Source organism: Afipia dichlorophenoxyacetatis, assembly GCF_055386385.1.
Map to the genome: position 1 here is coordinate 1,973,871 of NZ_AP029250.1, position 20,545 is coordinate 1,994,415.

At 58.6% G+C, this 20,545-nt stretch carries 18 protein-coding genes; 15 read left to right on the forward strand and 3 right to left on the reverse strand.

Going from position 1 to position 20,545, the window contains the following annotated elements; translation table 11 throughout:
* Nucleotides 1–9: 9 nt before the first annotated feature.
* The 5 genes from ACZ5C3_RS09140 to ACZ5C3_RS09160 all read left to right on the forward strand — a co-directional run bounded on the left by ACZ5C3_RS09140 (nucleotide 10) and on the right by ACZ5C3_RS09160 (nucleotide 4,516).
* Nucleotides 10–951 (forward strand): aldo/keto reductase, encoded by a 942-nt coding sequence (locus ACZ5C3_RS09140; RefSeq protein WP_464037064.1) that lies wholly within the window; start codon nucleotides 10–12, stop codon nucleotides 949–951.
* A 465-nt stretch (nucleotides 952–1,416) separates the two neighbouring features.
* Nucleotides 1,417–2,652, forward strand: coding sequence for a hypothetical protein (locus tag ACZ5C3_RS09145; RefSeq protein ID WP_464044660.1), 1,236 nt, complete (start codon nucleotides 1,417–1,419; stop codon nucleotides 2,650–2,652).
* Nucleotides 2,649–3,233 (forward strand): protein-S-isoprenylcysteine O-methyltransferase, encoded by a 585-nt coding sequence (locus tag ACZ5C3_RS09150; RefSeq protein WP_464044661.1) that lies wholly within the window; start codon nucleotides 2,649–2,651, stop codon nucleotides 3,231–3,233. Before ACZ5C3_RS09145 ends, ACZ5C3_RS09150 begins: the two co-directional genes overlap by 4 nt.
* Before the next feature lie 308 nt (nucleotides 3,234–3,541).
* Nucleotides 3,542–3,727 carry a hypothetical protein gene (locus tag ACZ5C3_RS09155; protein WP_464038298.1) on the forward strand — a complete coding sequence of 62 codons (186 nt, stop codon included), beginning with the start codon at nucleotides 3,542–3,544 and terminating at the stop codon, nucleotides 3,725–3,727.
* Nucleotides 3,728–3,868: 141 nt separating this feature from the next.
* On the forward strand, nucleotides 3,869–4,516 hold the full coding sequence (locus ACZ5C3_RS09160) for a hypothetical protein (RefSeq protein WP_464038299.1): 648 nt from the start codon (nucleotides 3,869–3,871) through the stop codon (nucleotides 4,514–4,516).
* Between the two features lie 123 nt (nucleotides 4,517–4,639).
* On the opposite strand, the gene ACZ5C3_RS09165 is transcribed toward ACZ5C3_RS09160, so the two are convergent.
* Nucleotides 4,640–5,440 (reverse strand): helix-turn-helix transcriptional regulator, encoded by an 801-nt coding sequence (locus ACZ5C3_RS09165; RefSeq protein WP_464037067.1) that lies wholly within the window; start codon nucleotides 5,438–5,440, stop codon nucleotides 4,640–4,642.
* 97 nt (nucleotides 5,441–5,537) lie between these two features.
* Here ACZ5C3_RS09165 and ACZ5C3_RS09170 point away from each other — a divergent pair, with 97 nt between their 5' ends.
* Nucleotides 5,538–6,611: a quinone oxidoreductase family protein gene (locus ACZ5C3_RS09170; protein ID WP_464037069.1), complete on the forward strand. Its 1,074-nt coding sequence runs from the start codon at nucleotides 5,538–5,540 to the stop codon at nucleotides 6,609–6,611.
* 21 nt (nucleotides 6,612–6,632) lie between these two features.
* Here the strand turns inward: ACZ5C3_RS09170 and ACZ5C3_RS09175 are convergent, their stop codons facing one another.
* On the reverse strand, nucleotides 6,633–7,232 hold the full coding sequence (locus tag ACZ5C3_RS09175) for a TetR/AcrR family transcriptional regulator (protein ID WP_464037071.1): 600 nt from the start codon (nucleotides 7,230–7,232) through the stop codon (nucleotides 6,633–6,635).
* A gap of 211 nt (nucleotides 7,233–7,443) precedes the next feature.
* On the opposite strand from ACZ5C3_RS09175, the gene ACZ5C3_RS09180 reads away from it, so the two are divergent.
* The 6 genes from ACZ5C3_RS09180 (at nucleotide 7,444) to ACZ5C3_RS09205 (ending at nucleotide 16,414) form a co-directional block, all read left to right on the forward strand.
* Complete coding sequence (locus ACZ5C3_RS09180) at nucleotides 7,444–7,824, forward strand: tautomerase family protein (RefSeq protein ID WP_464037073.1); 381 nt, start codon at nucleotides 7,444–7,446, stop codon at nucleotides 7,822–7,824.
* Between the two features lie 37 nt (nucleotides 7,825–7,861).
* Nucleotides 7,862–8,776 carry a DMT family transporter gene (locus tag ACZ5C3_RS09185; protein ID WP_464037075.1) on the forward strand — a complete coding sequence of 305 codons (915 nt, stop codon included), beginning with the start codon at nucleotides 7,862–7,864 and terminating at the stop codon, nucleotides 8,774–8,776.
* 322 nt (nucleotides 8,777–9,098) lie between these two features.
* Nucleotides 9,099–9,581: a DUF305 domain-containing protein gene (locus ACZ5C3_RS09190; RefSeq protein WP_464037077.1), complete on the forward strand. Its 483-nt coding sequence runs from the start codon at nucleotides 9,099–9,101 to the stop codon at nucleotides 9,579–9,581.
* Between the two features lie 9 nt (nucleotides 9,582–9,590).
* Complete coding sequence (locus tag ACZ5C3_RS09195) at nucleotides 9,591–11,060, forward strand: YncE family protein (protein WP_464044662.1); 1,470 nt, start codon at nucleotides 9,591–9,593, stop codon at nucleotides 11,058–11,060.
* 906 nt (nucleotides 11,061–11,966) lie between these two features.
* Nucleotides 11,967–15,149, forward strand: a complete 3,183-nt coding sequence (locus tag ACZ5C3_RS09200; RefSeq protein WP_464037078.1) for an efflux RND transporter permease subunit — start codon at nucleotides 11,967–11,969, stop codon at nucleotides 15,147–15,149.
* On the forward strand, nucleotides 15,146–16,414 hold the full coding sequence (locus tag ACZ5C3_RS09205; protein WP_464037079.1) for an efflux RND transporter periplasmic adaptor subunit: 1,269 nt from the start codon (nucleotides 15,146–15,148) through the stop codon (nucleotides 16,412–16,414). Before ACZ5C3_RS09200 ends, ACZ5C3_RS09205 begins: the two co-directional genes overlap by 4 nt.
* Before the next feature lie 90 nt (nucleotides 16,415–16,504).
* Here the strand turns inward: ACZ5C3_RS09205 and ACZ5C3_RS09210 are convergent, their stop codons facing one another.
* A complete protein-coding gene (locus tag ACZ5C3_RS09210) occupies nucleotides 16,505–17,002 on the reverse strand; it encodes a DUF3455 domain-containing protein (protein ID WP_464037080.1) in 498 nt (165 codons plus the stop codon).
* A gap of 202 nt (nucleotides 17,003–17,204) precedes the next feature.
* Between ACZ5C3_RS09210 and ACZ5C3_RS09215 the strand changes: the two genes are divergently transcribed.
* The 3 genes from ACZ5C3_RS09215 to ACZ5C3_RS09225 all read left to right on the forward strand — a co-directional run bounded on the left by ACZ5C3_RS09215 (nucleotide 17,205) and on the right by ACZ5C3_RS09225 (nucleotide 20,384).
* A complete protein-coding gene (locus ACZ5C3_RS09215; protein WP_464044664.1) occupies nucleotides 17,205–17,810 on the forward strand; it encodes a hypothetical protein in 606 nt (201 codons plus the stop codon).
* 321 nt (nucleotides 17,811–18,131) lie between these two features.
* Nucleotides 18,132–18,722 carry a hypothetical protein gene (locus tag ACZ5C3_RS09220; RefSeq protein WP_464037084.1) on the forward strand — a complete coding sequence of 197 codons (591 nt, stop codon included), beginning with the start codon at nucleotides 18,132–18,134 and terminating at the stop codon, nucleotides 18,720–18,722.
* An 84-nt stretch (nucleotides 18,723–18,806) separates the two neighbouring features.
* The gene (locus tag ACZ5C3_RS09225; protein ID WP_464037086.1) at nucleotides 18,807–20,384 is read left to right on the forward strand and encodes an ABC transporter substrate-binding protein; all 1,578 of its coding nucleotides are present in this window, start codon (nucleotides 18,807–18,809) and stop codon (nucleotides 20,382–20,384) included.
* Nucleotides 20,385–20,545 lie beyond the last annotated feature (161 nt).

A 20,545-nucleotide genomic window follows, 5' to 3' on the forward strand; every position in this document is an offset into this window, starting at 1 on the left:
GAGTATCCCATGACTACACCTGACACGCTTCGCAATACGCGTATTCGCCTCAATCACGGATCTGTTTTGATGCCCGCTGCGGGCTTCGGCACCCTGATCCCCGATCCTGTCGCGACCAAACAGGCGGTCAAGACTGCGTTGGAAGTGGGCTTTCGACATTTCGATACGGCGGAGCGCTATCGCAACGAAGCCGTGGTCGGTGAAGCGATGAGCGAGGTCTTCGACACGGGGATGGTTCGGCGCGATGATGTTTTCGTAACTGCCAAACTCTGGAACACCAATCATCGTCCAGAACGCGTCAAACCGGCCTTCGATGCAAGTCGCCAGCGGCTGCAGATCGACACTGTCGATTGCTACATCATCCACACGCCCTTTGCTTTTAAGCCCGGCGACGACCAGGACCCGAGAGATGAGCAGGGCAAGGTCATCTATGACTCAGGCGTGACGTTACTGGACACATGGCGGGCGCTGGAGGGCCTCGTGGACGAGGGGCACTGCAGGTCGATCGGCTTGTCGGACATCACTTTGGAGAAGCTGCGGGAGATCGTGTCAGTTGCGCGGATCAAGCCGTCCGTGGTGCAGGTGGAATCCCATCCATATCTTCCCGAATGGGAGCTGCTGGACTTCTGCAAGGAGCACGGCATCGTGCTGCAGGCGTTTGCGCCCTTGGGACATGCAATGCACCCGAACGTGCTCGATGACCCGATCATCGAAAACATCGCACGGCGCGTTCACAAGACACCGGCTCAAGTTGCCTTGGCGTGGGCGTTGCAGCGCGGGACCGCTTTTCTCACTACTTCCAAGACGCCTCGCCGTATCGAGGAGAATTTCGACATTTCGGCCCTCCCTGAGGATGCCGCGCAGGAGATTGGAGATAGCATCACAACGCGCGTTCGGTTTAACCCGGTGGTAGAAACCGGCGTCCCAGGATTCATTCCCGGAACCAAATGACGAATGGGGCCGCCTTGGCTCCGGCGTATTGCGGTTGAGTTCAGGGACCGAAACTAGCCGTTGACGATGAGCCCGCGAAGGCCATTTTAGATGGACCGCCGAACTTGAGGCGAGCGAACGAGCGTGGCAGTGTGTTGCCAGACTGCATTTTGATTTGCCGCAAGACACGTTTCGGAGATCGGCCGAGTTTGAGCGCGGCCTGACCTGTTTTCTGCAATGAAGGCCAAGACCACTGTTTTTTAAAAAGGCCACACTTCTTAAAAGTCCTGTCGATTGAACGTGCAAGCTGGTTGCGAAAGTTCATAAGCAAGTTCGTCAAGAACTTGGACCAGTCTCATTATTTGCCGGTGCGGCGCAGTTGCCGGCCCGGATGCCACGACGAAGTTCCTGATGATGCAGTTCTTGATGACGCAGCTTTTGGATTGAAGGCAACCAGCCGGAATTCTCATACACCTGGGAGGAGCGATGATGGACGAGCCACTCATCCTCAACAGACTGGTGTTTCATATTGGCGGCTATGATCCGCATATTTTGCCGGAGACGTCATATCTCCGGTTTGTTCGTGAGTCGAAGCGGTTTGAAAAAACCTGGAGTGCGACAGTCTCGGTGTCTCCGCCGAACCTCACGGCCGATGAGGCGATATGGCAGATCACGACCACAGGCCCGAATTGGCAAGTTGAGACGCGCTATTGTCTGGTGCGTTGGGATGACATCATTGCGACCGTGGCTCGCCAGCCCTGGTGGCGCCGCATTCCTCTCAGTCAGTTGGCGTTTATCGATTTTGCCGCGGCGGGCGCGCTATGGGGTTATATCCGCACCAATTGGCGATACGCACTGTTCTTTATTTATCCGTTTTTGCTTTTCGATGCCTTTGTCCTTATTGCCTGGTTTACGGGTGAATTTTTTACCCGCGCGAGCAATTCCATTTGGGTCGGGATACTCGCAGGGCTCATAACATTTGCTGCTCTGGTGCGGGGGCCGTGCCGGTGGTTCGGCCTCGCCACGTTGTTCGATGATTGGATATTTTCCAGCGCTTATGTCCGGACTGCCTATCCTGTTCTTGAACGAAGGCTCGACGTCATCGCAGGCGAAATAGACAGTGCTGCGCGCCGCGCTCAGGTGGACGAGATCCTCGTCATCGGCCACAGCCTTGGTGCCGCGATTGCCGTCGATCTTCTGGCTCGCGTGGTGGCGGTGAATCCTTCCATCGGCGAACGCGCTCCGCGAGTGGCATTCCTGTCGGTGGGGTCGTCCATTCTCAAAATCGGACTGCATCGCGGTGCCAAACATTTCCGCGCGTCACTTCAGCGTGTGGCCGCAGCCCCCGGCCTATTCTGGGCGGAGTATCAGGCGTTGACCGACGTGATGAATTTCTACAAGACCAATCCAGTTTCCGAACTGGGCCTCACGGCAATTGACCGCCCGGTGGTGCGCATCGTAAGAATCCGCAGCATGTTGGATCCCGTATTTTACAACCGCATCCGTCGCAATTTTTACAGGGTGCATAATCAGTTCATCAGCGGCAACCAACGGCGCACGCCGTACGATTATTTCATGCAAGTCTGTGGGCCATTGTCAGCAAAGCGGCAGGTCGAATTGCCGGAGGGAGCAGCCTCGGCGCTTGACGCAAACGGCGCATTGATCGGCGTTGAGCCGGATAATCACACACCTGTTGAATCAGCACGGATAAACCAACGGTGACGCCATCACTTGCGAAGGTGATCTTCGCTCTTCTCGCAGTGGGCTGGTACGTTATTCGTTTCCCTTATGAACGAAGGTCCCGCCTCACGCCTGTCGTGCGCAACGCCCGTGGTGCGCGCGAGATCGCGCTATTGTCCATTTCTCTCACGGGTCTTGGCATTTTGCCCTTCGTCTACATCGCAACCGGATTCCCGCGCTTTGCGAATTATGCCTTTCGGCCGGCTCAGGCCTGGATCGGCCTCGTCGTCGCGATCGCGGCGCTCACGATGTTTCGTTTGACTCACAAAGCGCTCGGGCGGAATTGGTCCGTCAGTCTCGAAGTCCGCGAAAGTCACAAGCTCATTTCGAGCGGAATTTATCGCCACGTGAGGCACCCGATGTACACAGCCTTCTGGCTGTGGGCCGTTGCGCAAGCATTGCTTCTGCCGAACTGGTTCGCCGGATGCGCCGGGCTTGTCGGGTTCGGTATTCTCTTTTTTGGCCGAATTAAAAAAGAGGAGGAATTAATGCTGGAGAAATTTGGCGACGATTATCGCGCATATATGTCGCGAACCTCTCGCGTGATTCCCTGGATTTATTGATCGGCAGATCTCGTGGAGTGCTCTCGGCTGCGAAAAGCCTGACAAACACAGGTATCCGCGGTGTGATGATGCTGAAGCACACAGAAAAAGCGGAACTCCACGTGTTATTTTAGACACATCCTTAAGAATTCTCCCGCACCCTCAATTAAATCCAAGCGCTTTTATTTGTTTGCCACCTTTGGTGTGGCAAGCTTTCACCAGCGTAAATCGCCGCAAATGGGGTTTTCGAGCACGACACGTTTTCCAAACCTTATCCAAGGAGATGGCTAATGCTGAAGGCTCTCGTCGTAACGACAGCATTGCTTGGAATGGCAAGTCTCGGAACTGCAAGTCTCGCTACCGCCGCCGACCTCCCGCGCGCCCAGCCTGTGGTCTCACAGGCGCCAGTTGGAAAAATGCCGATCGGCAAATATCCGGTTGGAAAGTACCCGGTTGGAAAATACCCAGTTGGAAAGTATCCGACTGCTGCTGCTCCCGTTGTGACCAAGGGGTAATGCGCTTCCGCTCTTTGGGGTGACGTGTCGTCGAGCTTCGTCGGCGCGTCTGTGAGCGGAATGCAAGTCTTTATCCAGACTGCTTTTATCTCAACGTCTTTATCTGGACGGCTTTAGGAGCTGACAGTGCAAATGACTTCAATGAAAGGGAGCCGCAGAGGCTTTTCCCTAACGGGCTTCTGTGTGCTCGCAATCTTGCTTGCAGCGGGCACTGGCGTTGCTTCGGGGCAGCAACTTGCAGCACGCGGCGAGCCTGAAAGGTCCAGTCAGGCCGCAACGACGACGGAGACTTCCGGCAGACAGGCGCACAAACCGCGGGAGCAATATCCATATTACGTCGACTTCCGCGCAAGGACCGCGGCGAGTTATGGCCATGCGTTCGTCTGGTACGGCCGCAGGACCGATCGAAAAGTTGAAGTTGCGGGGCTGCATCCAGCCGGAGAAAGCACGGTGCCTTACGTTCTTGGCCACGTGTTGCCGGTGCCTTCTGAGACCGGTGCAAGTTACGGCGACCTCGACGCTCAATACCTGACGAGCAGTTATCGCGTTTATCTCAATGAAGCGGATGGCAAACGCGTCTTCGCCTACATCAAGAAGCTGCAGAAAAGTTCGCCGGTTTGGAATGCCGTGACATACAACTGCACAGCGTTCATTGGCGACATTGCGAAGTATATGGGTCTGAAGACGCCATATACCCACCTGCTGTACCCGGAGGAGTGGGTGGACAATCTTCGTAAGATCAACGGTGACCGCAAGGTGGTGCAGCTGGCGCCCGAACGCGTGCAGTAATCCAGTTCGAGGCAGCGATCGTTACGCGCGCGCAGATGCTTCGCGCGCGTTCGATGTTTTGCACCTGAGTATCATGCCGGCCACCACTCAGCCGCGTTGCGATAAAGCTGAGGGCTCCCGCGCTTAACTCCGCCGCTTGGCCGTGCGTTGTTTCGGCTGGCCATAGATGACCAGCGTCAGGCGCGGATCGTCGTTGGTCTGAAATGTCGCATAGGTCGTCTTGATCGTTCCGAGCTCGGGATGTCGCATCACTTTCTCGCCGGACGATCTGATGCGGACGCGGTGCTCTTTCCACCAGCGCCGAAACTCGGGGCTTAGCTGTCGCAGCTCTTCCACCAATTCCATGAACTCCGGCGCATCGGACCAGAAATCGTAATTGACGCGGAAGCTCTCCAGCATGCCGCGCGCTTCCTGCTCCCAGTGGGGGTAGCGCTCCTTCATCTCCGGCGCGGTGAACATCTGATAGAGCGAGTTGCGCTGCTTCGCCGAAATCTTGGCGTAGTCGCGGAACAGCCTGACGGCGTGCCGATTCCAGCACAGCACATCGAAACGGGCACCGACGATATAGGCCGGCGCGTTCATGCAGTTGATCATCTCGACGAGGTGAGGCGGCACGGTCTCCTTCGTGAAGCGCCGTCGAGGCGGCCCGAAGGCCAGACTGTTGAGGTGAGCCTGATCGGCAGGCGTCAGACGAAGTGCCTGTGCGAGCGCATCCACCGTCGCACGCGATGGCAGTGAATCGCGTCCCTGTTCAAGCCTCACATACCAATCGACAGAAATGCCCGCGAGTTCGGCGACTTCTTCGCGCCGCAGACCCGGCGTTCGCCGCCGCGCCACTACGGGCAGGCCGCAATCGGCCGGGTTCAGCCGCTCGCGCCGCTGGCGCAGCAATTCGCCGATCTGTTTGCTGGCGGTTTGGGTCATTGTCCTAGCCTAGCACTATCCTAGGATAAATCTCCCCCTGAATAAGGTCCAGAGCGATCGCTAGTCTTTTGCTTGAATACTCGCGAAAGGAAAAGAGATGAAGGCATGGCAGATCGAACGCCTGGGCGGCGCAACAGCCCTCCGTGATGTGTCGATGCCCGAACCGCGTGCCGGAAGCGTCGTCGTCAGGATCGAGGCGTCGGCTCTGATGTCCTATCTGAAAAACTATGTGGACGGCAAATTGCCGATCTACGATCCTCCGGAGGGATGGTTCACCCCGGGCGGAAATGCGGTAGGCATCGTGCATGCTGTCGGCCCGGATGTGTGTCACATCCATCCGGGGCAGCGCGTCTTTGTGTCCTCGCACATTGTTGCCGACGAGCGGATTGCGGAGCCTGCACAAATCCTGCTCGGCGTGACCGCCATGGGTCCTTCCGGTAAATCGCTTCAGCAGGACTGGCGCGACGGCACGCTCGCGCAATATGCGCTCGTTCCGAAGTCCTCGGTGACGCCGCTGGATGGCCTCGATGCATTCGATGCCGTGCAACTCGCGGCGCTGACGCGGTTCGCGGTGCCCTATGGTGGGCTGTTGCGTGGACGCCTGGTCGCAGGCGAGACATTGATTGTCACCGGCGCAACCGGGGCCTATGGCAGTGCCGCTGTCCTGCTGGCGCTGGCGTTGGGAGCAGGGCGCGTCATCGCCGCCGGGCGGAATGAAAAGAAGCTTGAGAGTCTCATTCAGATAGCTGGGTCGCGCGTTGAGCCCGTCATCCTGTCAGGTGATGTGGTCAGCGATGCAGCGAAGCTGCGCGCTGCTGCCGGACGCGGTGCGGACATCGCCTTTGACATGGTCGGCAATGCCCGCGATCCGAATGCAACACTTGCAGCGCTGCGCGCTTTGAGGCGCGAGGGCCGGCTTGTGTTGATGGGCAGCATGTCAGCGCCGCTGCCGATTTCTTATATGGAGGTAATGATGAACGGCCTCGAGATCATCGGGCTGTTCATGTATCCGCCCGATGTGTATCGCAGGCTCGGCGCGCTGGTTCGGTCGGGAATGCTGGACATTGGCGTCATTCGGCCGCGGACGTTTCCTCTCGATGACCTGCCTAGGGCGATGGATGCGGCCGCCGCAGCAAGCGCCCTCGAGTCCGTCGTTATCACCCCAAGCTGATATTTCCACGGAGGAGTTCGGCTAGCGGCTCTCCTTGCCGAGGATGAGATCGATCGTGTGCCTGGCGATCTTGCGAAGCTGGGCCTCGTCATCGAAGGCGCGTTCCATCACGGCCAGTCCGCGCGCGACGGTCGTGATATGTAACGCTGCAAACTCCGGCGCACCGCTGAACTCGCCGCGTTTAACACCATCGGATAAAGCGTCTTGAATGAGGCGTGTGACGCGCGCCACCATATCCGCGAAGGCTTGCCGCGCGGTCTCATCCAGCCCCTCATCGTCGGACGGGTCTAACTCCATCAATCCTCGCGTGGTCGGACATCCGCGAGGCGGCGAGCCGGAACGGAAGTTCTTGATGACGGCTTCGAAGAACGCCGTGAGGCGCTCGCGTAACGTCCCCGAACCGAGCGCCTTCTGGATAGAGCCGAGATATTTGCCGGAGTAGCGCTCGTAGGCGGTGAGAAACAGCGCTTCCTTGCTGCCAAAGGCATTATAGAGACTGCCGCGCTGGACGCCGGCCTCTCGCGCAATATCCGCAAGCGATGTACCGCGCACGCCCTTGCGCCAGAATTGATCGAACGCGATCCGCAACACGTCGTCGTGGTCAAATTCGCGCGGCCTCACATGTCTCTCCTCTTTGCACAGGGCGAATTCCCGCATCCTGTGCGGGCTGGAAAGTATTTGACATGGTGTCAAGAATATGGACATCATTTCTTGACACTACGTTAAAAACAACTTGGGGCTGATCGCTCGCCTTTTCAATGGGTGAATTACCAGCCCGAGGCCGCGCGTTGCGGTCGCCGTCACCATAGCCAGTGTGTAAAAGGATCTGCGAATGCCGCTCGTCCACATCTCGTTGCGTGCAGGAAAGCCGGAAGCCTATCGACAGGCGATCTTCGACACGCTCTACCGCGCGATGCGCGAGACGCTCAACGTGCCCGAAGACGACCAGTTCATGACCATCACGGAGCATGACGCTGGGAATTTCCGTTACGGCGGCTCCTGCTTTGGCATCACCCGCAGTGAGAATGTCGTGTACATCCAGATCACGGTGTTCAACACCCGCACGGCTGAACAGAAGAAAGCGCTGTTTCAGCGCGCCGCGGAGTTGCTCAGCGACAGCCCCGGCATCCGGCCGGAAGACGTGTTCGTAAATATTCTCGAATCCGCGAAAGAGAATTGGTCGGTCGGCCACGGCCTCGCGCAATTTGCGTGAGGGGAGTGCCTGACCTGAGCCAAGACTGGACGTAACCATGACTGACCAGACCTCGTCGACCTCATCACCCCGAAGTGCCGCCTCGGCATGGATGTTTGGCCTCCTGGTTTTCATCGTGTTCGCCTGGGCCCTGAACTGGGTTGTGATGAAGGTTGCGGTTCAGGAGATTTCGCCGCTGTGGGCCGTCGCCGTCCGCACGGTGATCGCGGTGGCCGTGCTCGTCCCCGGCGTCGCGCTGAGCGGCCAGCTCACGTTGCCGGCGCGCGGCGACGTGCCGATCGTTCTGGTGATCTCGCTCTTTCATATGACGGCGTTTGCCGTGCTGATGACCATCGGCCTCAAATATCTGCCGGCCGGCCGTGCCATCGTGCTCGGCTACACCACGCCGTTGTGGGTGGCACCCGCCGCCTGGATGTTTTTGAAGGAGCCGCTGCCGCTGCTTCGGCTTGCCGGTGTGGCCCTTGGGCTTGCCGGCGTGTTCGTGCTGTTCGATCCGACGCGGTTCGATTGGCACTCGCCGGAGACTGTCAAAGGCAACGCTCTCGTCCTGCTGGCGGCGCTGTGCTGGTCGATCAGCATTGTCTATACGCGCGCGCACCGCTGGATCGGCACGCCGTTTCAATTGATCGTGTGGCAGACACTTCTGGCCGCCATCATGCTCATTGGCTTTGCATTTGCGCTCGAAGGGGCGCCGAACCTGAACTTGAGCTCGGCCGCCGTCTGGTCGCTGATCTACAACGGCGCGATCGGCACGGCCCTTGGCTTCTGGGCGATGATGATCGTCAACAAGGAGTTGCCGGCGACAGTCACATCGCTCAGCGTGCTGGCGACGCCGGTGGTTGGCATGTTCATGTCCGCGATGATGTTGCATGAACATATCGATCTGCCGCTCGTCGTTGCGAGCCTCATGATCGCCTTAGGGATTGCCATGGGCGTGGTGCGGAGGCGTTGAGCGTCATGTCAGTTACCCTGACAAATCATCGATCTCACACGCAGTGACGACAGCGTTCGGCGCGAATTGTCGTGAAGTCGTCCTAATTCGAATTTAAAAGTGGCGACTCCTTGTGACATGAGGATTTGCCACTCGCGGCTCCCCATGCCGGAATGCGTGGCGTGCGTGTAAACACTGGCATCGCATGCCGGCCGGAATAGTCCGCATCGTCTGGTGTTTGCGTCTTGCATCAATTTTGTCTGATGGGGTGACAATGAATTTTCTTTTCCGAGCCTCTGTCCGAAAGCGCGCAATTTCTCTTGCAGCAATATCGGCGGTTGCGATGATCTCTCTGGCGGGCGGACATCTGCTGTCGTTCCGCGCGATGGCCCAGGACACCGAGCACAATCTTGAGAACTCGGCCGAAGCGTCGTTTCTCGCCGAAAACGATACCGCGATGTCCAAGATGATGGCGGACATGGCGGTGAAGCCGACTGGCGATGTCGATCGCGATTTTGTTGCGATGATGGTGCCCCACCATCAAGGCGCGATCGATATGGCGAAAGCGGTCCTCCGTTACGGAAAAAACGAGCAGCTCCGCCGCATGGCGCAGGAAATCATCGTGACCCAGCAACAGGAGATCGCCGCGATGCGCCTTGCGGTGGGAGAGCCGTTGCCGCCATCGGTCGCTTCGCCAACGGCGGCCGAACCCGCAGCGCCTTCGTCAGCAATGCAGGGCACGATGGAGATGTCACACGGAGCCAAGTCTCCTGATGCAATGTCGCATGGGTCTCACGGCTCCACAAATTCAATGAATACGAAGTAGGACATCGAGATGAAGCGCACACTTCTGGCAATGAGCTTTTTTGCCGCCACCTCGATCGTTACACCAATTTGGGCAGGTCAAGCGCCCGGCGCTGCAAGCGATTCGGATATTCCCGTCAGTCATAAGGATCGTGTCTATACCGCCGAGCAGTTTTCCAACACCGTCTCGGTGACAGATCCCGTCGACAACACGCTCCTGGGCGTCATCCGTCTTGGCGATCCGCAGCCAGGAAATTTCAGCCCGCTCTACAAAGGGCAGGTTCTTGTCCACGGCATGGGCTTTTCGTCCGACCACAAGACCATTGCTGTGGTTTCGATCGGCTCGAACTCGGTCACCTTCATCGACACCGCCACCAACGCGGTCAAGCACACGACCTATGTCGGCCGCTCGCCGCATGAGACGTTCTTTACGCCCGATGGCAAAGAAGTGTGGGTCACGGTGCGCGGCGAGGACTATGTATCCGTGCTCGATGGCACGACGTTCGAGGAGAAAACGCGGATCAAGGTGCCTGCAGGCCCGGGGATGCAGATCTTCTCACCCGATGGAAAATACGGATACGTCTGCTCGTCGTTCAATCCGGAGACCGTGGTTGTCAATGTCGCGGATCACCAGATCGTCGGGCACGTCAAGCAGGACAGTCCGTTCTGCCCGAACATCGCAGCGACGCCGGACGGCAAGCAGGTCTGGCTCACGCTGAAGGACGTCGGCAGAACGATGGTCTTCAATGCGCAGCCGCCGTTCGATGTGATCAAATCGTTCGACACCGGACCGATCACCAATCACGTCAATATTGTCCATAATGCAAATGGGACGTTTGCTTACGTCACTGTTGGTGGATTGAACGAGGTCAAGGTGTTTCGCACCGATGATTTCTCGCAGGTCGCAACCATTCCGGTCGGCAAGCTGCCGCATGGCTTGTGGCCATCGGGCGACGGCAGCCGTATTTATGTTGGGCTTGAGAATGCTGATAGTGTGACCGCCATCGATACCATGACCAACAAGGTGATTGCGACGAGCCCGGTTGGGCAGGCGCCGCAGGCCATTGCATATGTGCCGAACGCGGTTCCCGAGGGCGATGGCAGACAAGGCTTGCGGCCGATCGGTCTTGCGGGCCAAACCACGCATCTGACGCTCACCGCTGTTGCGGACAGCAAAGCCAAGCACGATGCTGGGAGCGGGCCGACCAGTGTGTCGTTGTTCGATCAGGGGTTGATCCAGGTATTGCAGGCATCGGTCACCGGCCTCGAGCCCAAGCAACCGTATGTACTCGCGCTTGCGAATCAAGCTGATGGCCAGGGGCTGCTCGAACCGCTGGCGGCATTCATGACCAATCCGGCAGGATCGGCGATCGTCAACGCGACCGGACCTATCCGCCAGATCGTTCAGGGCGAAGAAAACACCACGCGCCGCTTCCTTGTCATCGCCCATGGCGATGCGACCAGGCTCGGACCTGTGGTGCAGGTGCAGAACCCGCAGTGATCGCTGTTCGCCTCGTTCACGCGAGCTTGCCTTCGCACTTGAAGAGCGTCTCAGCTAAGGCGAGACGCTCTTCAAGCAATCCGCCGGAGTTAAGACTCCTCACACTGTAGTGAGTCATCCCAAGCAGGTTCCATCGCCGAATCGGGGCTGGATTCCGAAATCTTTAATAAATTCGTCCGCATCATTTCTCCTTCGGGACACTAAGGGTGATCTCGGGAGGATTGTCATGCGTATCGCGAGAGAAATGGTTGCGGAGACCTTCCTGGCTGTCGCGCTGACCGGCTATGCCGGGCTCTGCGCTGCGTTACTGGAATTGGCCTTCGTGCACTGAAGATGCCGGGACTTGAGGCTTTGAGGGCAGGTGCGGGAGGCGGCTGTCCCGGTCGTCGGCTGACTTCTTACAGCTTTCGAACTGTTCGCCGCCGCGTTCCGATAGCGCTTGCCGATCGTGTTTCCGGTATTTGATATCCCCCTAGAGCGAGGGCCTCCATCGCGCGACTGGCGGAGGATCGCACAGGTACCGTCACAACGCCATATTGCGCGGCAATGGTGGTGGTCGTGTCGAGAGGCGGCATATCATCACCCTCACATACAACGATCACCGCGTTCAACGCGGCGTGAATTCTCGTGAGATGTCGTTCGTCAACTTGATGTGAGAATCCTAAACTGTCTTTTACTTGAGGCTTTGTCATGCACTCCCCATGTTGCAGTGCATGGCGTGCACGACGCTGATCTCGTAAAGCGATCTCACACAGTCGATTGCACATCGTCGCATGATGCCGAAAGGGCGCACCGTCAGTTTCTGACGGCGAGGGAGTTCGTTTCGATGAAATAATAAACTGAAGTTTGTTCTTGCATGGGCTGGTCGTGGTGTGCGGCCAGATCGATTCAGAATAGGCGTGCACCATGGGTATTGTCCGCTTCGCGTTGCGCTTCCCTCATACGTTTTATGTGGTGGCAGCGCTCATTCTCTTTCTCGGTGTCGTTGCCAGCCGCTCGATGCCGACGGATATCTTTCCCGAGATTCAAATCCCGGTCGTCACGGTGATCTGGAGCTACACCGGCCTCAGCACGCCGGAGATGGAACAGCGCGTCACCACGTACAGCCAGTATTCCATCAGCGCCAACGTCAACGGCATCAAGGACATTGAGGCGCAGACGTTCAACGGCATCTCGGTTCAGAAGATCTACTTCCAGCCTGACGTCAATCTCGACCTCGCCATCTCGCAGATCGTTGCCGCGACGAACTCCATCCGCGCATTGCTGCCGCCGGGAATCCAGCCACCCATCGTAGTGCAGTTCAATGCATCGAGTGTGCCGGTGCTACAGATCAGCTTAAGCTCCGACAAGCTCAGCGAACAGCAGCTTTATGATTACGGCATCTACCGCATCCGCCAGCAACTGGCGCCAATCCCTGGCATCACGCTGCCGACGCCGTCGGGCGGCAAATATCGCCAGATCATGGTCGATATCGATCCGACCAAACTCGTCGCCAAAGGACTGACGCCGCTGGACGTGGTGAATGCCGTCAACGCGCAGAACCTGACGCTGCCCGCCGGCACGGCGAAAATCGGCACCACACAATATACGGTGCGCACCAACGCCTCGCCTGCGAGTATCGAAGATCTCAATAACATCCCGATCAAGGTGGTGGACGGCGCGACGGTGTTTGTAAAGGACGTCGGCCAAGTTCACGATGGCTGGCTGGTGCAGCAGAATGTGGTGCGCAAGGATGGCCGCCGTTCGGTGCTGCTCAGCATCATCAAGAACGGCAATGCCTCGACGCTCGCGGTCGTCAACGCGGTCAAGGATGCACTGAAGTCGGCGCGCGCCGCGGCACCTGCCGGCCTCAACATCAACGAGCTGTTCGATCAGTCGGTATTCGTCAAGGATTCGATCGCGGGCGTGCTGCGTGAGGGCGCCATTGCCGCGGGTCTGACTGCGCTGATGATCCTGTTGTTCCTCGGGTCGTGGCGCTCGACGCTGGTGGTGATGATCTCCATTCCGCTGTCGATCCTGACGTCGATCGTGGTGCTGTGGGGGATGGGCGAGACGCTCAACACCATGACGCTGGGTGGCCTTGCGCTGGCGGTCGGCATTCTGGTGGACGATTCCACGGTGACGATCGAGAACACGCACCGTCTTTTAACGGAAGAACATCAACCGTTGCCGCTGGCGACCCTTCATGGCGCGGCGGGCATCGCCATTCCGACACTGGTGTCGACGCTGGCGATCAGCTGCGTGTTCACCTCGGTGATTTTCCTCCACGGTCCGGCCAAATACCTGTTCACGCCGCTCGGCCTCGCCGTGGTGTTCGCCATGTTGGCCTCCTATGGGCTGTCGCGTACGCTGACGCCCATCACGATCGGGCTGTTGCTGAAGAACGAGCACCACGATACGACGTCGCGCAATTGGTTTGCGCGGGCGCATCATGCCTTTGATCGCGGGTTCGAGCACATGCGGCAGGGCTATGTCGCGTTGCTGAACATGCTGCTCCATCGCCGGATCATCATTCCAATCATCAGCGTGCTGGTGCTTGGGCTTGGCGGCACCATGCTCACGCTGGTTGGGCGCGACTTCTTCCCGGTGATCGATGGTGGACAAATTCAGTTGCACGTCCGCGCGCCCGCCGGTACGCGCATTGAGGCCACGGAAAAGATCTTTCAGGCGGTCGAAGACAAGATCCGTCAAGTGATCCCGGAAAAGGAGCGGGAGCTGATCGTCGACAATATCGGCCTTCCGGCACGGACATATAACCTCGCCTTCACCGATGGCTCGACCATCGGCGTCAATGACGGCGTCATTCTGGTTTCGCTGAAAGAGGGCCACGCGCCGACCGCCAGCTATGTCAAGAAGTTGCGCGAGGTGCTGCCGGAGGCATTTCCTGAGGACCAGTTCTATTTCCAGGCAGCCGATATCGTGACCCAAATTCTCAACTTCGGTCTTCCGGCGCAGATCGATGTCCGCACTGTGGGCTATGATCGCGCCAACAATCTGAAAGTGGCGGATGAGCTGCGCCAGCGCATCGCCGCGATCCCGGGCATCGCGGATGCGCACTTGCAGCAGGAGGTCAATGGACCGGCGTTTTATGCAACCATCGACCGGACCCGCGCCGCGCAGCTCGGGCTCAATGCGCAAACCATCGCGAACAATGTCAACGTGAGCTTGAGCTCATCGGAGCAGGTGACACCGAATTTCTGGACCGATCCGACATCCGGCATTCCGTATTATCTGGCGGTGCAGACGCCGGAGCGCGATGTGAGTTCACTCAATGATTTGCGCAACACGCCGGTGTCGACGTCGCTGTCGTCAACTGTCGGCGGCGGCCCGGTGCCCGGTTTGCTCAGCAATGTCGCCACGCTCAAACGCGAGAGCTTGCCGACCAATTCCAATCAGGCGAACATCCAGCCGGTCTATGAAGTCTATGCGAGTGCGCAGGGCAGGGACCTCGGCACAATCTCGACGCAGATCAACAACATCGTTGCGGATCTACAGAAAGAGATTAAGCCAGGTAACACCATTCAGGTGATCGGCCAGATCCAGAGCATGAACGATGCGTTCTGGGATCTCGGCATCGGCCTATTGTTCGCGGCGGTGTTCGTCTACATGCTGATGGTGGTGAATTACCAGAATTTCGGCGATCCGTTCGTCGTCATTCTCGCACTGCCGGCCACGCTTTGCGGCATTGTCACCATGCTCTTCATCACCGGCACCACATTGAACGTGCCGTCACTGATGGGCGCGATCATGGCGACCGGCGTGGCGTCGGCGAATTCCATTCTGCTGGTGACATTCGCGCGTGAACAGCAACTCGCAGGCAAGACGTCGTTCGAAGCTGCCATCGATGCTGGCCACACCCGCATTCGTCCGGTGCTGATGACAGCAGCCGCCATGATCGTCGGCATGATCCCGATGGCGATTGGCGGCGCAGGCGAAGAGCAGAATGCGGCGCTGGCACGCGCCGTGATCGGCGGACTGCTGTTCGCGACGCCGACGACATTGCTGGTCGTGCCGTATCTGTTCGCCTGGCTGCGAAAAGGCAATGACGGAAAGACGGCCCATGGTGTGTTCGAGGAGGGCACGATATGAACGCGATGGATCCCCTGACGCCACCTTACATTCCTGTTCCTGAAAACAAGATTCCAGAGAACAAGCCGAACGTGTTGCCGCCCAAACATAAGGGACGCGGCGGCCGGCTGTTCGGCCTGAGCGTTCTCAGCCTGCTTGTGGTGGGGTTGGCCTTCGGCGCGTGGAATCATTACGAGCAAAATCTCGCCGTGGCGGCCACCGCAGAGGCGCAGCGCGATCTCGCGCCGCAGGTCCGTGTCGCGACGGTGAAGGCAGGCGGCAGTGACACTGTGGTGAACCTGCCGGCGACCACGTCAGCGTTTGCGGTCGCCAATATCTTTGCGCGTGCCAGTGGTTATATTGATCGACGGCAGGTCGATATCGGGGACCGCGTCAAGAAAGGGCAGTTGCTCGCGGAAATCGTCGCACCCGAACTCGATCATCAGATCACGCAGGCTGAGGCGACGCTTGGCCAGCTTAAGGCGGCGCTGCAGCAGGCGCAGGCCAACATGGAGCTCGCGAAAGTGACGTGGCAGCGCGACGAGCCGCTGGTGCAGAAAGGTTGGCTGACGCCTCAACAGGGCACCACCGACGTGCAAACCCTCAAGGCCGATCAGGCGGCCGTCGGCGTCGCACAGGCAAATGTGGATGCACAAAACGCACAGTTGCAGGTTTTGCATCAGCAGAAACTCTATCAGCAAGTGGTGGCGCCGTTTGACGGCGTGATCACGCAACGCAACGTGGACGTCGGCAGCCTGGTGCAGGCTGATGCCACCAGCGGCACATTCATGTTCACGCTGATGCAGGGCAATGTGATCCGCACGCAGGTCTATGTTCCGCAGGATGAAGCATTCGGTCTGCATCCCGGCGCTGATGCCGTCATACGTGTTCCGGAAATTCCGGACCGCACATTCACCGGCAAAGTCACGCGCATTGCGGACGCGCTGCAGCCGGGCTCGCGCACGCTGCTGACGGAAATAGATATCCCCAACCCGGATGGCGTGTTGACGCCGGGCATTTACTGCACGGTTGAACTCCACATTCCGCAAGCGGCTGCCAGTGTCACTGTGCCTGCGGATTCCATCATCTTCAATGCAAGCGGTGTGCACGTTGCCGTCGTGCAGAACGGTGTCGCGCATCTGCGCAAGGTGAACGTGGCCCGCGATCTCGGCACCGAGGTCGAGCTGCGCGATGGCGTGAAGCAGGGCGAGAGTGTGATCCTCAATCCGTCCGTCGATCTCGCCGAGGGCGCGAAGGTGAAGGCGGCGGTGGACAAGAAAGCGTAAGTCGTGGCGGGCAGCGCCCCGCGCTTGTCGGTCGATCAGTAGCCGACACGGAATAATGCGGACCGGCTTGAGCCGATCCGCAATCCGTCATCACTTGTAGAAGACGTAATCGGCAGTGTAATCGACACGTCGCTCGGTGCCCGCGGTCTCACACGCGCCGGTCGGTCCGGCTCCGCCGCTGGTGTTAACCCGCTGGACGAAACGCGCGCCGGCCAAAGTCCCCGATCCCGAAGACTCTGCCGACAGCAGCAGCCAGGGGATCGAGTCCGCTTTCGGAGCAGGTTCGTTGGCAATAGCCTTGCCGACGGCCTTCGAGCCATCGGGCGCTTCCCAGGTCGGACCGGCGTAGTGCTTGGCGAACGGCTTGCCCTGTGCATCCGTGAGCTGGGCCTCCGGCGCTTTGAAAGTCCATTCGTTCGCACCGTTCTTGGTGCTACAGACGTAAATCTGGACGCCTTTCGCGGCGTATTTTCCGATTAGCTGCGCCCCCGCTGGAGGGGCGAGTTTGGCAGGAATGCCGTCTTGTGCAGCGGCGGTCACGGTCGAAAATGCCAGGGCAGCAAGGATTAATAGCGGGCGTGTAAACATGGAGTCGTCCTCATTCCGAAACATAAGACTGTTCGATGACATCAAGTAAGAGGTCGTTTCGTATTCAATCTTCGCCCCGGTGACAGTGGTCGTCCCATCGAGGCGGGAAATAAGAGATCCGAACGACGTGAGAGCCATTAGTTCGTATCGGTGCAGCGGGCAAAATCAATTCGGCGCGATCTGGGAGCAGAGCATAGGGCTTGTGAGCCCAGAGCAGGGTGATCAAGCAATCATGAACGGCTCAGCTCGTCATCGCACTGCCAGGGCGGACATTGGCGATACAACGTATCTGACCGGAGCGCAGCAGAGGCAAATCCTCGCGCAGTTGCTGAAGCAATGCGGTAGCGATCTTATGCGCGAGAGCATCAATCGTCAGGCTCACAATCTCAAGACCATTGCGCTGCCGACATTCCTCGATGGTGTGCACATCAATACGACTGCCACCAATGTACAGGCTATTACACAGCTCAAGCTGCGCCGATGGGATGACAAGGTGTGGGAAGAGTTCAGTGAAGTTCTGAGCGGCGCTGACGTCGATGAGTCGTGTCCTGATTGCGCGCGCACTGTGAGAATATTGAGCATCGTCTTGCAGTGGCGCGTTGTTATGAGCACGCGTGGCTCAAAGCATCCGCGCAAAGGTGCGGCGACTGTTCCGTTCCAAAACGATGCTACGCGAAGTTGTGCAATCGACGGCTGTGAGGAACGGTATCAACGCAGCCTGAAATTGCTGACGAAAAACGGGCTGTCTCAGTTCGGCCCGCTTTCCGACTTATTAATGTCTCGCCGTAGTTCCATCACATCCAGGTGACTCCTCCGCGAGTTCCCGGCGGCCTTCGCCGAGGGATCGGGACGGCAGACATTACAGGTGCGTGCAGCCTTGCGACGGTTTTGCCGGCAGCACGATTAGTTCTTGCAATGCCCATTTAACAACGAACGTAACAACAAACACCTCGATCCACATTTCCCGGCAATGAAACCGAGAACAATCCGCGGACAGGGCTTCCCCGTGCGAACGCATTCGCCGGTTGGAAACGAGTCTGCCACGTCTAGGGAAACGTCAAACAGCAAGATGACTGCGGCGCCAAGCGGCGATCGCGGCGTCAAGGTCGCGTGTCATGAGGAGTAGCGTATGAGTACCCTGAGTTCAGACGATCATCTCAGCCCACAAAACCCGTTGTATTATGCGCCGCGCCGGCTGCGTGAAAAATCGCAGAGCTCGTCGAACTCCTTTGCGGAAACGAAAATCGACCGTCTCAAGCGACTCGCTTCAACCTCCACTCCACCTGCATTCGATACTATGCTTGAGGATGCGGTCGCTCAGGCCTTGCGCCATCCGCTCGATCCTGAGGTCGTTCCTGAGCCTCACGAATTTTCGGGTGAACGCGATCAGCGAAAGTCGGTGCTGCGTGTCGTCAGCCTTTCCGCAGCAGCGATCGGCGTTGCGGCCGGTGCGGCGCTCGTCTTCGTCGTTTTGGTTCCCGTCTCGCAAGACCATGCACGGCAATCAGACAACCTCACCTCAATCGCAGGCATCATGAATTCGGTCAAAGCTGCACTCAGTCCGTCGCGTCAAAAAGACGAAGACGCGATGCCTGATGTATCCGAGTTTCAGACAATCCTTGCGTCAAGCCGGGCCGAGCAGCCCGTGACGCACGAGCAGTCCGAAACGCTGCTTCAGCAATTCTTGCAGTGGCAGAAGAAGCCAACGCAGACACCTTAGTAAGCTGCGGCAATTGAGACACCGAGAGGAATTGACGATGCTCCACGACAGGTTCAATGTGACACTGGTCTCGTGGAGATGGCGATGACCTCTCGGTGGATCGCGCTCGCACTCAGTATTGCGCTCGCAGGCTCCGCGGGTGCGGCGCCTGGAGACAGGGTGGATGTTGTCCGCGACCTTGCCGGTCGCGTGGGTCCGGTTGTTGGTGCGGCGCTGGCCTGCCCAGACATTGGCCGGCCTCGCATCCAGGCCATCGTCTACAAGTTCGCAACGGTCATCAACGAAGCCACGTCCAACGAGGCAGAACGTAACGAGCTGACGCAGTTGCTTGATCGCACCGTCGCGGATGGCCGTCGCGCGGTCACCGCGGGACAAACGGATTGCGGATCGGCGGATCGTCGGCTCGCTGAGCTCGAACGTTCCATTACGGCAGTGAATCCGTCGGGCGCTGCTTCTCCAAGTGCAACTTCGCCAGGCGCAACATCGCCGGCTGCCACTCAGGCTCCGAGGATAGCAGCGGCAACGGGGGCAACCGGCGCCACGGTTCGCGGTGTCACCGACAAGGAAATCCGGTTCGGAATCTCTGCGCCATTCTCCGGTCCCGCCAAGGAGCTGGGACGGCAGATGAAACTCGGCATCGACACGGCGTTCAACCGGGTCAACGAAGCCGGGGGCGTAGACGGCCGGATGCTCCGGCTCATCGCAGCGGACGACGGCTACGAGCCGACGCGGACCGCGGAAACGATGAAGCAGCTCTACGACAAAGATCAGGTCTTCGGCATCATCGGAAACGTCGGCACGCCCACCGCAGTTGTCGCGGTGCCGTACGCGCTTGAGCGAAAATTGTTGTTCTTCGGCGCGTTTACAGGCGCGAATGTCCTGCGGCGCGACCCGCCCGACCGCTACGTGTTCAACTATCGTGCGAGCTACTCGGAGGAAACGGACGCCGTTGTGCGTTACCTCGTCAAGGTGCGCCGGATCCAACCCAAACAGATCGCCGTTTTCGCACAGGAAGATGCATATGGTGACGCAGGATTCGCCGGCGTCGCCAAGGCCATGCGCACGCTCAATCCGCGTGATAGTACGGTGCTGCGCCTCAACTACAAGCGCAACACCGTGGACGTGGATGATGCGATTAATCAACTGAGAGCGTCGAAGACCCCGATCAAGGCGGTCGTCATGGTGGCGACTTATCGAGCTGCCGCGAAATTCATCGAGAAGACGCACACCTCTTATCCCGGGCTGCTCTACACCAACGTCTCGTTCGTGGGCTCGACCGCGCTGGCGGATGAATTGATGCTGCTGGGTCCGCGCTACGCCACCGGCGTGATCGTCACGCAGGTGGTGCCAGCGGTGTCCGGCTATTCATCGGCGATTCTCGAATACAAGACCGCACTCGCCAAGTATTTCCCCGGCGAGGCGCCGGATTATGTGTCGCTCGAGGGCTACGTTACGGCAAACCTTCTGATCCAGGCGCTCAAGCGTACCGGCCCCCAACTCGATACCGAGAAGCTGGTCGACACCCTGGAGAGCATGAGTGGCATCGATATGGGTCTCGGAGCATCTCTCAGCTTTGGCCGTTCCGAGCATCAAGCCTCTCACAAAATATGGGGGACGGCGCTGGATGAAACCGGGAAGTACCAGGCCATCGAGCTCGAATAATCTTTAACACAAGCACCTTCAAGACAAGCACCTTCAAGGCAGCACCTTCAAGTTCAAGATCAACGATGCCGCTGGCCGTTGTTGATCGCAAATAAATCACCGTCAAGTTGAAGTCACGCAGGCAGACACTGTCGCTGCGAAGGAGAACTGCTGATCTTTTG